Source organism: Paenibacillus arenosi (assembly GCF_014841135.1).
Taxonomy (GTDB): Bacteria; Bacillota; Bacilli; order Paenibacillales; family Paenibacillaceae; genus Paenibacillus_B; species Paenibacillus_B arenosi.
This window is the reverse complement of sequence record NZ_JACYTN010000003.1, coordinates 451,400-466,434: the sequence shown is the minus strand read 5'-3', so window position 1 is coordinate 466,434 and position 15,035 is coordinate 451,400. Positions and strand designations below refer to the sequence as shown.

The following is a 15,035-nucleotide window of genomic DNA, read 5'->3' as shown; positions in this document are numbered from 1 at the left end:
GCTATTTGAGACAGCAGATGACCGTTTATTCAATATTTCACAGCGCGCCCTCTGTTCTTAAATAACCTCCGCGCTTGGCAAGTCTATTCATTCGTTTAATCTGAGCCACTGCCTCTCGCTGTGGCTTGGTCCATTGTGGAGCTGCAAAATAAACGAGACCGTGCGGATCATCCTTAGATCGTCCAGCGCGACCTGCCATCTGTACAAGTGAGGATGCATCAAATAATTTGTCATCTGCATCCAATACAATGACATCACTTTTAGGAACAGTAACACCACGTTCCAAAATGGTTGTCGTAACTAACAATGTAATGGCTCCATTACGAAACTGTTGTACTTTTTCTGTCCGCTCTTCATCAGCAGCAGACGTGCCTTCGACAGTATATCCAGGCAACGCAGCACGCAGCAGACGTACGATCCCATTAATTTGGCGGATTCGCGAAGCAAATATAAACAGCTGCGCGCCCCGCTTCAGCGACTGGTGTATCACCTTCACCAGTCGCCCATGCAACCGCCCGCCTACAATCTGGCGGGCCACTGCAGGCATCGTGAGCCGCCCCGGCACAGGCAGCGGCTCACGATGATACCGCACAGGCACAATCGCCTGTGCGAGTCGGCCCCGCCGCACGGCTCGTTGCATCGCCTTCGGCGGCGTTGCCGACAAATACACAAACGCTCCGCCAGGCGCGCACGCCTGCCTAGCGGCCCGTTCAAGCATCGGGTTGTTGTGGAACGGAAACGCATCCAGCTCATCCACAACAACCAAATCAAACGCTTCGCGAAACCGCATCAACTGATGCGTTGTCGCAAGCGTCACCTCGCCCGGGTCCCACCGCTCTTCACTGCCGCCGTAGAGCGTTACGACCCGTACATTTGCAAATGCTTTCGCTATACGGGGCTTCAGCTCCAGCACAACATCACGCCGCGGCGTAGCAATGCAAACACGTCCGCCTCGATGAAGCGCATGCGCAACAAGCGGATACATCATCTCCGTCTTCCCCGCTCCCGTTACTGCCCACAGAAGAAACTCTCCCTTAGCTTCTTGCTCAAGCCGCCAGTGCTTCTCCAAATATTGAAGTGCCAACTGGCTCGCATCACGCTGAGCAGGAGCAAGACCAAAACGCTCAAGTAGTTCTTTTATATGCAACTCCTCCGCATGATGACTAACGGCGGTCGCTACGACCTGTTCATGTAAACGCGTGTCCTTTCGTTTTCCAATGATCAGCAACCCACATGTTCGGCTTCGTCCCAATTGCAAACAACCAAGACAGATATAACATCGTTCAGACCCACATCTTTCGCAATTTGCGCCCCTCAGCTGCTCACCTCTACTACCACAGCGCCGACAACGCTCTGATCGTTGAATCAACCCCGGTCTGCCCTGTGCAGGATTAGAACATATAGCAGAAACCATTTTTCTAAACTGCCTACTCAGCGCACCCTTAGCTTCACCCTCACCACTATCGCTTCCAGTTACTCCATTTGTCAGTTCAATGTGCCCGTCCAACACACCTTGCTGCAACAAACCTAACAATTGCTCATCACTCAACACAAATTGATGATGCTCGACCACGCTTCTTATTTCACTTTCAAGCAGTGCTTTCCCTGATAGCAAGGACATTAATCGGCCATATACAGACATCTGACTTTCCAACGTTTCGTCTACAGCGCGAACATATATATCCGCACCTCCACTTTTTCCAAACTCTGAGTGCTTACTACGCATCAACTGCGCAGCTATCGCTATCATCTCACCATTGGTAAATATCCTAGCCTTCAGCCACACATAACCGTTCAATCTTTTTAATTGTTCACCAAATGAGTTCACTAATGCCTCACCATACAGGTTCCAACTCTCTTCATCCCAACGATCCATCCCCGATTGCTGCGTATACTTTTCTACGGCATATAGAGCTACATCAATAGGTACTCTTGAATACCACAGCACTACTTTGTAATCGTCCAAGCAAACTGTCTCCTCACACGAAGTAGTTCCCCAATGACACACATCCACTCGCCAATCCAATGAAAATCTCAGTTCCCAACGTCCTACTAGCTTAATCGCGTATAGCCATAACATATGTGTTACCTCCTTCTTAGCAAAATCATCTGAGTAAAATAAAAAAGCACACTCACTCTGATTGCCATCAGGGCGATGTGTGCTTCACATCACTTCAAATATTCAAAATATCCTTACCGAAATGCTCAAGTATGAAATAAACTTCAACTACCGACTTAACTTGAGTATTCCACCGTTACAACAATTCGTATGTTACTGCGATATGCATCTAGCTTGAAAGCATCCATTCTGCTCACATTCAATCGACCGTATGAGCAGATGCATGCTTTCATTGCAACTTGAATCCGCTCTCATCGACGCCTGCGGCGTACCCAACGACGCCAGCGCCGCCTACACCGTGCTGCCAGCCAAAAAGGGAAGCTTCCGCCAATCATCTTGACGGTGCAAATAAAGAATAATTTGCGTCTCCTCTGCTTCTTGGGCTTGCTGTAACTCCACGACACGTGCATCACGTGCCTTCACTGTTGATTCGCTCATAACATGACAAACGACTCCATATCGCCCCATCATGCGATTGACAATCAGTAGAGTCTCATCCGTCGATCCGCCATCCAATACCGATATCTCCAAACGCTTGCCTTTGAACCAAGCATACCAACAGTAAGCACGTATAATCCATTCCAAATGGCGCTCATCATTATGCGCAACTATAACAACATGTATCCAAGGTTGCGGACGATTTCCCCGCAGCTTCTTCGTAAGCCGGTGTGCTAGATGAACAGCCACTGCCGCCAATCCGTAGCACAATACGATCCAACCTAACATCGTGATCATGCGGCCCACCTCCTTACTACCAAGTGTATGCCGCAAAATGCGCTACGGTGACGGACAAGCGTCGTCATTTTTCACTTTTTTTCTAGAAGTTGTACACCGTAGTCGGAACCAATATCATTCGTTTCCTACGTCCACGAATTCTAGGTGTGAAATAAATGCATGGTACAATGAGATCTCACTTTTGATTTCAATCAATTATAATGGCGTGTTCCTGCCTCTTATCATCGTTCATACTTCACACATATGTATCGACGATTACATCACATAACCTGCTTCACTTACAATGTCACCCAACCATTTTTGATCGAGTTAATAACTGCCTGCGTCCGATCATCAACTTCCATCTTCTGCAGGATGCTGCTCACATGGTTTTTGACCGTCTTTTCACTAATAAATAAATATTCACCGATCATCTTATTGCTCTTGCCTTCTGCCATAAGACGAAGCACTTCAGCTTCTCGACGTGTTAGCGGATTACCTTCAATATGATTAAGTCTTACCCCAGACTCTCTCACAACATCTTCATCCATAATGCCGCGCTCATCCAACAACGTCATACGACGCAACTGCTGAATCAACTTACCTGTCACTTTTGGGTGAATAAAAGCATGGCCTGCAACAACGGAGCGAATAGCATTAATGAGTGAATCGGCTTCCATATCTTTAAGCAGGTAACCGGTAGCACCTTTGCGGAGCGTTTCGAAGACATAACTTTCATCATCGTGGATCGATAAAATAATGACCTTAACATTAGGGAATATATCTTTCATTCGTTCCGTTGCAACTACTCCATTTTCAACAGGCATGTTGATATCCATCAATACTACGTCCGGCACCTCGTGGTTGCAGAACTCTAATACCTGTATCCCATCACCGCACTCTCCAATTACTTCCAAATCATCTTCCATATTGAGAATACGTTTCAATCCTTCACGGAACAGCTGATGATCGTCAGCAAGGAGTACTTTGATTGTACTTCTACCCGTCTTACGACTCTCCATACACTTACTCCTCTCTCTTTTCTACATTTATTGGTATAAAAAATGATAGTTGAGTTCCCTGATCTCTACTCGATCGAATCTGCATACGGCCTTCCAGCAACTTTACGCGCTCTTTCATACCAATGATGCCGAAATGGCCTTGTTCTTTAGAAATAGACTCCAACGATTCCACATTGAACCCTTGGCCGTTATCTTCAACAACAAGTTGAACCTCATTCTCCTCGTAGGTCAGTTTACATGACACATAAGAGGGATCAGCATGCTTAGCAGCATTCGTAAACATTTCTTGTACCAATCGGAAAATGGCGGCTTCCATAGCCGACTTCAGGCGACGTTCTTGCCCTTTCACTTCCAACATCGTCTTCACTTTCATCTTCTCTTCAAAATCATGCACAAATTTGCGCAACGTTGGGACTAACCCCAGATCGTCCAACGTCATAGGTCTTAAATTGAAAATAACTTTTCGAATTTCTTCAAGACCACCACGCAACTGTGACTTCAAATCTACTATTTCGTCCTGAACCACTTCAAATTCCTGCTTCGACAGCATTCTTTCTACAATTTCCGTCCTAAGAACTACGTTGGCCAGAGACTGAGCAGGACCGTCGTGTATATCACGAGCGATACGTTTACGCTCTTCTTCCTGGGCCAATATAATCTGAAGTCCTAGAAGCTGACGATTTTTGGCTGATTCCAAAATTCTTGTCACCTGTGTCAAATCACCTGACAAGTAGTCAAGAACTACACTCATTTGAGAACCAATCGTTTCTGCTTTCTCTATGGAAGCATCGACATTGCGCATTCGTTTGGACAGATCATCACGGCGCGTCTTCAAATAGTTCTCTTTTTCACGAAAAATCATCAACTCAACCTGATATTGAGTAGCCTTTTCGTAAGCGTTCTTGCTGTCTTCCTCGCTGAATTTGGAGAAGTCACGACTAACTTCAGTTAAACGCGAACGAGCCAGACGAAATTTTCGTTCCAGCTCGTCTACCTTATCACAAATGCGGGCCGTTTCTTCCATCAGCTCCGTCATTTGATATTGAAGATTAGCAGCCTCATCACGAGCCGCCTTTAGAATTTCGTAGATTTGATATTGACTATCCTGCATGACTTTCGTGGCATTCTTTATGACACGATCGATTTGGTCGACTTGATGGTCCACGCGTTCTCCGTCTCCTTGCCTTGAAAAGGGTAGTTGGATCTATCGACCTTTATCATACCATATCAGCGGATAGTAATGGACTTCGACTTTGGTTCCCAATTTACGGATAGGCCTAATTGTTCGGAAACGAGCCTCAACGGGACTAAAGTCCTGCTACTTCGGATAATGGGTGACACTTCCGCCAACTTACGTTGACCATTGCTGAAGTAAGACTTGTCATTAACCGTTAACTCCAAATAATCATCTCCCCGAAGTACCGTAACTTTCTTAGCTCCGCTATTCCAAGTAGCTTGACCACCGAATTCGTCCAATATCACTTTAACCGGTACATAAGTTGTACCATTCAACACAAGAGGAGACACATCAATGGTCTTCTTCTTGCCATTCACTGTAATCTGTTTGCTACCTACTGTCAGCTTCATATCTGCCTTCGGCATTGAGATTGTACCTGCTGGCAGCATCGCCTTCATATTATCAAAAGCAACTTCTCCAACGGAAGCACGCTGCTCTTGACCATCTTCAAGATTAACGACATACAGCTTCTTCAACGTATAAGGGCCACCACCCTTAACATCAGACAAATCAACCTTAAGGTTCTTCCATCCATTCCAGTTCAATGACTTAGCTACATCGACCATATGCGCTTTACCGCTGCCATCAATGATTTCGGCACGCAGCCAATTGCTGCTATTATCACTGTACACGTCAAGCGTAAATGAAGTAGGCGCTCCTCCAAGTGAAATACCCTTACTGCCATTTACAATGGAATAAGCAAATTTATTGCCAGTACCATTTGACATATCATAATTAAGTTTTAATACTTTGTCTGATGCACTACGTCCTTCATAACCGCCCACAACAGAGGTTTGACCTGCTGTAGTTGCCTTTGGCAATCCAGCAAAGCTTGGAGACAAAGTGGAACCGTTAAAGTTCTCAAGCAGTGTTTCCGTGCTTTCTGACAATGGAATCATCGTCTTAATACCGTCATAGCTAGCAAACGCATAGCCTATTTTTGCATTTTTATCTACAGCTGTTACATGCAGCACTCCATTTTTCACATTGCCCTGGAAGCCTTTGAATTCCCACTTGATCGATTCTGCTGGTACATTCACCGTACTTCCGTCTTTAAGCTTCGCACGTACAGGTACTGCAACTGAAGTTCCTGCTTGCAGCGGTGCCGTTGAACTAGCAATATACAACGCCTCTAGATCAGTTGCGCCGATAACATCAACGGACAGTGTTTCTTTGGAACTGCCTGATTGTGCGATAACTTGTCCTTCGCCCGACTTCTTCGCTTCAAAAGATTCTCCGTTCCATGCGAGCACGCTATTTCCAGACTTCCACGCAGTATTAAGGTTCGCTGCTTCAACTGGGTTGTAATATTGGTCATACGCTTTTACCGCATAGCTTGCTTGCTGACCAATAAACAATTTCTTCGAACCTGACAGTACCATACCTTTCACTTCACCTTGAGGTGCTGTTGTATACACGCCAATACCGTTAACCACATTTCGCTGTGTTTGGCCATACTCCGTATTATGCGTCAACGTAGTGCCCTGTTCAGCTAGTGGGCGATGCACCATCGTTGTTGATCCGCCACCATCCAAGTTAACTGCCTTCCAGCTTCCCAAGCTTACTAGGACATCTTGAAGCTCTTTCAGTGTTAATCCTTTGCTAGAATCGCTTTTCTCTGCAGTTACCATATAAACGAATCTTCCATCCTTGGAGTAACCAATAGCCGTTCTCGCACGGGATGAGCTACCACTTATATTAGCAATTTCACGAGTATAGCCAGATGCTGCTCCATTTTCTACTAATAGTGTGTGACCGCCTACCATCATGTCGAACTGATTTGGATTAACCTGCTGTCCCGTTGTCTTAGAAAGCAAATGATAGTCTGCTTTCACTGCAGCACCAACCTGCATATGCTCTCGCATATAGTCTGCTGCTTTCCCGTGTCCGCGGATAATAAATCCGTCCTCCGGTACAACGATAGGCAAACCACCTTTATCGCCAAATTCTACTACGACTCCATCGCGCACAAGCGCTTCTGTTGCGGTTGTGGAACTGTTCTTAGGTCGTTCTTTATTTTTCCAAGCACTCGTGTAAATGTACATGTTGTTTACGTGACTGTACGAGTTATTCGGTTCCATCATATATGTTGTTTTATTTATACCTGCAAGCGGGAACGTGGCACCGCTGTCGCTTGTAACGTTGCCCTCGAACGTATAATGATCAATACTCGGCTTACGGTCTTTGGACAAACCAAAAGCGTACATCCCTATGAGCTCAGATGGGCTGGTTATCATCTGGCCTCCAGAGATTTGAGCGCCCATTGGTGCCCCTTCTCTCTTCATATCATAATAGTCGCCATTAACAGCGGCAACTGCTCCATTTTCCTTTGCCATACCCGATACATTTTGATGGGTATTTAATTTATTTTCTTTTCCGGTCATGACATCAAGCTTCACATATGGATTGCTCAAATCAGCACGCAATACATGAATGTTCGTCTTGGACTTGTATTTGTATTGCTGACGCAGCACACCTGAAGTTACAATCTCTTCAGACGTTCTAGTCATGGATGAATTGGCTCGTAATTGTTGAGTCTGATACTGCTCTTCTGTTTGACTATCTGCATACGCAGTCAACCCAGTTGCTCCATTCATCGTCACTAGCATGGCTGTACTGATAAGAAACACCATCCATTTTGAACGACGAGTTGTACGTACTTGCGTTGTTGCTTCTGTCACTTTCGATTCACTCCCCAAAGTAGTCGCGGCTTCTCCCATTCTGCATTACGCTTAAGCCACTCATTTCTATTACCTATTAACCCGCTTATTTCTGCCAAGAGTATACAGTTATATGTATACACTACTATATTCATAGTTATAGACTCCTAATTTCCATAAAAAGTTTCGTCTATTTCACTGTATTTACTAACCATATCGCTATGATTCTAGAAAAACTGCACAAAAAAGCTAGCAGAATGAAAGAGCTTCAAACTGCTAGCTTTTAGTTGACTACATGTATTGTATTTTCTCAAGCATACGTCTAATCATCGATGTAGCTTGTGCACGAGTCGCTTTCGTACGAACTCCGAATGTGTTTTGGCTCATTCCTTGAATAATACCTGCCTCCAACGCCTGAGCAACGGTATCTTTGGATTTGGAAGCGAACTGGCCACGATCACTGAATCGAGCGAAATAGCTATCTACAGACTTCGAGAGCTGTTGTGTATAGCCTGCCGTCTTCATCGCACGGATCATCATCATCGACATGTGCTCACGAGTAATCGGATCGTTCGGTTTAAATGTTCGATCTTCATATCCTAAAATAATGCCTGCTTTAACTGCTGCCCCTATGTAAGGTGCATCAGCATGGTTTCTGGATACATCCTTGAAGCTACTAACTTGGTTCGGATCACCTTTTAGACCTAAGCCTCTTGTAATCATTACCGCAAACTCAGCACGAGTCACGCTGCGATCTGGTTGGAACTGATCCCCTGAGGCTGCATCCGCTATAAATCTTCCAGCTAGTGCATTAATGTCCCCAACTGCCCAGTGTCCAGCTGTATCCGAGAACGTTCTTGTACTGTTAACAATAGCAATACGTTCATTGCTCGGTGCTTGGCTTTGCAGAACATGAGCACCTTGTTCAGACTGAATCTGAGTTGGCACATAGCCTAGACGCACGGCTAGAGAATCAAGCATAACTGCAATCGTTTTATTTTTATCAAGTGCAGTACTAGAGCGATAGTTAATTTGTGTTTTCACCTGAACATCAATCGCCTTAACTGATGGAACAGACGTAAACGCAGATACATTGAAATCATGTACGCCTGTAACATCTTGTCCCGACTCTTTCGTCAACCAACCCGTATACAACGAAGATGAACCTGTTTGCTTCTCAATTTGCAATAGCAAGGTTGCACTTGAAGCAGAAGTATTCAGCTGATTTGAAATATTTTGCAGCGGCAGATCACGAAGTGCAATGGTGTACATCCAGTCACCGTATCGCACACCAATTTTAAGATCTTTACCAGCACTCATGACTTCCTCAATTGGCTTAAGTGGGATTGCTACCATAGCTGCCTTCTCACTTGTCGGTACATCAATAACAACTGCATTTAGTCCTTTTTGGATCGCGTATTCCATAGAGGACTTCCAGTGATCCTGCTTGACTGTATATTTGTTTGTATGCTGCTTATTCCGTGACATATCTATGTTCTTAGTTGTAGCTTCAGTCTTAACTAACAACACTTTTGATAAAAACAACGTGTAAGCTGCTTCTTCTGTGTTTGCAGGCTGACCCACAGAAGACGTACCTCCATTATTGGAACCATTAGAAGAACCGAGTGCAACGTCGAAGTTAGAGAAGCTGCGAACTTTAGTTCCGCCCATATCCACTAACGGATAAGCATATGGCGAGCTGTATGTTAACTTAATGGATTGTGCATTACTAATCGAATTGAATAACGTTAATGTTACAATCGAATTGTTGACACGTACGGATCGAATAGCCTCCGTTTTGTTGTCTGCACGTAGCGAAAAGCTTGTTTGCGCCGGAATCGATAAGTTGTCTAATTGCTTTGAGAACTCCAGCGTTAAGGTGTCCCCATTTAAATATGCTTTATTTAATTGTGGTAGACTTGTATCCGTTTGATTCCCTACTGTTATAAGACTAAATTGTGGTGCGTGATTACCTGATAAATCTACAATTCTTTGTGCACCAGGCACATAAGATAGAGTAACTACATCATTCCGATTCGTTACGCCGGACTTTAGAGTCAAAATGACTTGATTGCTACGTATTTCAACTTTATCCACATACCGTGCTTTATCATTGACCAGTACAGAATAATGGCTTTTCATAGGAAGTAGCTCTGTATTAAGCCCCTCATTATAAGTGAGTATTACTTTTCCCCCATCTACGTGGGTAGACAGTAAGTTAGGCGCTTTCGTATCTACCGAATTGCGAATGTACAAAGGACCAATGCCTGCAATATTCGCATCATACTTATCTTTCAAAGGATATGAACCTGGCTGATACTGAAGCGTTACAACTTGCCCATCCGTAATCGTTGTACCTAGGGTCAACGTTATCATCGAGCTATTACCACCTTGAATAGCTATCGGTGTGTAAGCTATTCCATCAATGGTCACCTTAAATTGCGAGGTAGCACGAGTATCAATTTCTTTTAGCCATTCGTTAAATGTAACTTGTACAACGGTTCCAACAGCTAATGCACTAGTAATACGAGACATCGATTCTTCAATTTTGTTTGTTACATCCCGATTTGAAATGCTCGGCACTCGGTTCCCATTTCGATCTTTCAGAGGAATAACACCTTGCGTATAGGACAACTTAACCACTTGACCTACAGCAATTCCACTTTGAAGATAAATTTGCACTTTATCGCCATGTACAAATACACTTACTAATGGTCTCGTTTCATCATTGACAACAACCTTAAAGTTATCCGTGTAAGGGATGCTTGAGCTATCTAAATCTTTATTGTAAGTTAGCTCTATCATATTGGTTTTGGCCATAACTGCTGATTCTAGTGTGGGTGCAACTGTATCAGGTACTATCGTATTAAAGCGCCATGCATTTGTACTCCCAGGATAAGAATTACCCGCCAGGTCTTTAACAGCATCTTTACCAATATCTACAGTATAACTTGTACCAGATGCAAGTGCAGAACGCGGCTTAATACGAACCTGACGCTTGTTCGAAGGATTAACACTCACATCTACAGGATGGCTATAGCTACCGCTTCGCTTCAACGTAATACTTCCGTTTCCTAATTGTACTTCCTTATTCATTGTCATAACGAGTTCTGTGCTTAACGGCACATTACGTGATTGATCACTTGGAGATACAGAAGAGATCGCTGGCAAACTTGTATCTGAGGATACTTTAAAAGACCATGTATTCTTATTTTGGATACCTGCATAAGAAACACCATTTACATCACGAAATGCTCCATCTGATACTAATACATAATAGTTTTCATTATCCGTAAGCGTGCTCGATAAATGAATATGTATCGTATTTGTTCCTCCTCCTGAAATAGCTGAGGAATTGACGCTAGACTCTTGAATAGGCTGATCATCGCTCGCCCTTCTAATAACAACATTACCATTACCCGGATACACAGGTCTATTAAATGTCAGAGTTAGCTGGGGTTTAGTAGATATCCCCGAGCTTCCATTAGCAGGCAAGTACTGTGTAACCGCCAATGCAGAGGAATCCTTACCCACCTCAGTGGTAAAGTTCCACACGTTGGCGGTAGATATACCTGCATACGGTATTCCATCTGAATCAATAAATGCCCCATTGTCTATAAGCACGTAGTACTCTGTATTAGGCTGCAAACCACCCAACCGTAAAGTTACGTTATGTCCTACCACAGAAACGTCCCCAGATTGTACATTAATCGTCTTCGTATCATTATCACGAAGTCGTTTCACATGTATATTTCCCGAACCTTTAAGGATCTCTTCATTGAAAACAAGATTCATCTCTGCATTAACAGCGACTCCTCCTGCTTTGTGCTGCGGAGCTGTAGCGGTCAACGTCGGAGCAACATTGTTAGCCGATACCGTACGGAAGCTCCATTGCCCATCGACTAAACCAGCATAGTCTTGTCCGTTACCATCTTTAAGTGCACCAGGTGTAATCGTTACATGGTACGTCGTGAAATTTTTCAAATTAAACGGTCCTGCGACTTTAATTTGGTTGGTGCCTAATTGAGTGACACGTGAACTTGTTATAGCAATCGTTTCTACGGTCGCACCATTTTGATCTTTAATCACAACATGACCTTGATTGGCAAATACGACCTTATTAAAAGTAAGCTCTAACGATGTGCTAACAGGTACACCAATGCCACCATTGGCAGGAGATTGTGCTGACACTGTAATTGGACCAGTATTAGCATCTCCGCTTGTCTTAAAGCGCCATTGGTAGGCACCTTGAATTCCCGCAAAGCTCCCACTACTGCCTTCAAAGCTTGCTGAATCTGTTTGAAGATAGTAGTAGGTGTTCGCTTGTAAATTAGGAATCCTGAACGATGCCACAGATTGATGAATCGTGACATCCTTCTTCTCAATCTTCCCAACTGCTTTGTTATCTTGCGCTTGATAAACCATTATGAACCCGTTATCTTTCATTAGCACAGGCTCTGAAAATGTGATTGAAAAAACGGCATCCTTCTGCACCGCTTCATTTCCTGAAATTGGTGAGTAACTAATGACTTGAGGGCCACTGTTGAGAATTGTAACTTGGCCCGATTGTGCTGCCGCATAAGGAGCAGTTTGATAGGCCAAACTTCCTTGCAGTATAAGCATTATGGCTAGTATTGCTGATAGATATCGTTTCATGTATTTTATCCCTCCGAAAAAAGACACTCGTACATATATTTTCGGACAAATGTGTGTAAATGTTTAGAGTTATGGCAAGTAAGGATATAAAAAAAGAGCTTTGGACACTGTCCAAAGCTCTCTAATTATAATGATAACGAAAAATTGCGAGTGAAAATATTATAGACCAGCTTGCTCGCGCAATGCTTCAGCCTTATCAACTTGCTCCCATGGAAGCTCAACATCTGTGCGGCCAAAGTGACCATAAGCAGCCGTTTGCTTGTAAATAGGACGACGCAAGTCGAGCATACGAATGATACCTGCTGGACGAAGGTCAAAATTGTTTTGGATAAGCTCAACGAGCTTTTCTTCTTCGACCTTGCCTGTACCGTACGTATCAACGTTTACGGATACTGGTTGTGCTACACCAATTGCATAAGCCAATTGGATTTCACACTTGTCAGCAAGACCTGCTGCTACGATATTTTTCGCTACGTAGCGCGCTGCGTATGCTGCAGAACGGTCAACTTTTGTAGGATCCTTACCGGAGAACGCACCGCCACCATGACGAGCATAACCACCGTACGTATCAACGATAATTTTGCGGCCAGTAAGACCAGCATCCCCTTGAGGTCCACCAATAACGAAGCGACCAGTTGGGTTAATGAAATATTTAGTCTCGCTGTCCAACCATTCAGTTGGGACAACAGGTTTAATAACATATTCTAGGATGTCGGATTGAATTTGTTGAAGAGTAGCATCCTCAGCATGTTGAGTCGATACAACAATTGTATCTACACGTACTGGCTTGCCATCTTGATATTCAATCGTTACTTGCGTCTTTCCATCTGGACGCAGGTAGCCAAACGTACCGTTCTTGCGCACTTCGGACAAGCGACGTGCTAGACGGTGGGACAACGCGATCGGAAGCGGCATTAACTCAGGCGTCTCGTTCGTTGCAAAACCGAACATCAAGCCTTGGTCGCCAGCACCGATATTATCGCGCTCTTCCTTAGCATCTTCTGTACGTGTTTCAATTCCTTCGTTAACCCCTTGCGCAATGTCAGGAGACTGTTCGTTAAGGGAAGTCAAAACTGCACACGTATTGTAATCGAAACCATACTTCGCACGTGTATAACCGATATCTTTAATCGTGTTGCGTACGATAGATGGGATATCAACATAATCGGCTTTAGTGCTAATTTCTCCGATAACAAGAACTAGTCCTGTCGCGACGGATACTTCACACGCTACCCGAGCATTCGGGTCATTAGCGAGAAAGGCGTCCAATACCGCATCTGAGATTTGGTCACAGATTTTATCTGGATGACCTTCAGTAACGGATTCGGAAGTGAATAAGTGGCGTCCTTTAATAGACATTGGACTCAACCCCCCATACCAATAATGTAGGCTATTCTCTTAGGAATGCCTATAACAAAAAAAGTACCTTTTCCACTTGGAAAAGGTTGTTATACCAGCCTTCGAGAAATCATATTACTGTATTTAGGGGGACATGTCAATCAATGTTGACAAATTTCATCTTCCTTATATTACTTATTAATTATAATTGCCCATAAAGTGTTTTTTCGGCTTGTTGAATAAGGCGTTTTGTTATCGTCCCACCAACAGAACCAGCATCTCTTGAAGATAAGTGACCCCAGCTATCACGCGAAGAAATTCCATATCCCGATACGGGAATTGTACCTAATTCTGAGCCAAATTCAGTGTCCGCCAATCCACTCTGAATGCCGTTATAAGATACAGGAAGCCCTAACTCAGCTGCAATTTCATACTTCATGCGATATAGTGCATCCTTACTTGCAGGAACCAATTTCTTTTTGTTAGCCATCAAAATTCCCTCCTTGTTTGTGTATGGTGTTCACCATAAACATCAGTGGATTAGATGGTCATAGTATGTGCTGTACTTACACATACACTCGAAGGAATCATTTCTGGTTCTTCCTATAACAAGAAAGAGCGGCATCGCTGCCGCTCTTCATTACATGAAGTGCATACTTTGTCATTGTCAGCATCAGGCTGACGAATTAATCAAGTACTACGTGCGTATTTAAGTTACTTTCCTGTTGATTGCTCCGTTGACTCCTCAACAGGAGCTTGTTTCACTTCATAGCCGCCACGCACAGCGACGACAACTTGATTTTTAGGTGTGTCGGAAGCTGTAATACCACGGCCATCCCTTGGGAATAACAATAGATGATTATTCACTACCGTCATGCCGTTAGTTAAGTCTTTACCATCTGTTAAGTCAGACACACCACTCGCATCCGAACTGTAAGCCGTTGACTTTCCAGCACGGACTACGAATTCAGTACCTGCCTTACCTATTAGCATTTGACCAGGCTTAATTGTAACTATCTTTAGAGCTGAACTTTCTACCTCAGGCTTGTCTGTACCTTCAGAAGGCTTATTACCTCCTGTTGTGCCGGAGCCATTACCCTTGCCTAATTCGGCTTTCAAATCCTGAATCTGCTTATCAACATAGCTCTTCGTAACAAGTGGATCTTGAGAATTTCCTGGCTGGGCACTTAGCGCACTAAAGCTGCTCGCAACCATAATACTCGTACCAAGACATAATGTTAGAATGAACGCAGCTTTAAATTTAATTTGCTTCATTTCTTACCCACCTA

At 44.0% G+C, this 15,035-nt stretch carries 10 protein-coding genes; all 10 read right to left on the bottom strand.

Annotated elements, in window-relative coordinates; genetic code table 11:
* Nucleotides 1-37: 37 nt before the first annotated feature.
* Nucleotides 38-2,080 carry an ATP-dependent helicase ComFA gene (locus tag IFO66_RS07980; protein WP_192024609.1) on the bottom strand — a complete coding sequence of 681 codons (2,043 nt, stop codon included), beginning with the start codon at nt 2,078-2,080 and terminating at the stop codon, nt 38-40.
* A 330-nt stretch (nt 2,081-2,410) separates the two neighbouring features.
* On the bottom strand, nt 2,411-2,854 hold the full coding sequence (locus IFO66_RS07975; RefSeq protein WP_192024608.1) for a glycosyltransferase family 2 protein: 444 nt from the start codon (nt 2,852-2,854) through the stop codon (nt 2,411-2,413).
* A gap of 278 nt (nt 2,855-3,132) precedes the next feature.
* Nucleotides 3,133-3,855, bottom strand: coding sequence for a response regulator (locus IFO66_RS07970; RefSeq protein ID WP_028593804.1), 723 nt, complete (start codon nt 3,853-3,855; stop codon nt 3,133-3,135).
* A gap of 4 nt (nt 3,856-3,859) precedes the next feature.
* Entirely contained in the window at nt 3,860-5,020 is a 1,161-nt protein-coding gene (locus IFO66_RS07965; protein WP_144991981.1) for a sensor histidine kinase, read from the bottom strand.
* A gap of 62 nt (nt 5,021-5,082) precedes the next feature.
* Nucleotides 5,083-7,773, bottom strand: a complete 2,691-nt coding sequence (locus tag IFO66_RS07960) for a stalk domain-containing protein (RefSeq protein ID WP_192024607.1) — start codon at nt 7,771-7,773, stop codon at nt 5,083-5,085.
* Nucleotides 7,770-7,907, bottom strand: coding sequence for a hypothetical protein (locus tag IFO66_RS07955; protein WP_192024606.1), 138 nt, complete (start codon nt 7,905-7,907; stop codon nt 7,770-7,772). Before IFO66_RS07955 ends, IFO66_RS07960 begins: the two co-directional genes overlap by 4 nt.
* Before the next feature lie 136 nt (nt 7,908-8,043).
* Entirely contained in the window at nt 8,044-12,408 is a 4,365-nt protein-coding gene (locus IFO66_RS07950) for an Ig-like domain-containing protein (protein ID WP_192024605.1), read from the bottom strand.
* A gap of 159 nt (nt 12,409-12,567) precedes the next feature.
* Nucleotides 12,568-13,767: a methionine adenosyltransferase gene (metK, locus tag IFO66_RS07945; RefSeq protein ID WP_192024604.1), complete on the bottom strand. Its 1,200-nt coding sequence runs from the start codon at nt 13,765-13,767 to the stop codon at nt 12,568-12,570.
* Between the two features lie 181 nt (nt 13,768-13,948).
* The gene (locus IFO66_RS07940; RefSeq protein ID WP_192024603.1) at nt 13,949-14,236 is read right to left on the bottom strand and encodes an alpha/beta-type small acid-soluble spore protein; all 288 of its coding nucleotides are present in this window, start codon (nt 14,234-14,236) and stop codon (nt 13,949-13,951) included.
* A gap of 224 nt (nt 14,237-14,460) precedes the next feature.
* Nucleotides 14,461-15,021: a hypothetical protein gene (locus IFO66_RS07935; protein WP_192024602.1), complete on the bottom strand. Its 561-nt coding sequence runs from the start codon at nt 15,019-15,021 to the stop codon at nt 14,461-14,463.
* Between the last annotated feature and the right edge of the window lie 14 nt (nt 15,022-15,035).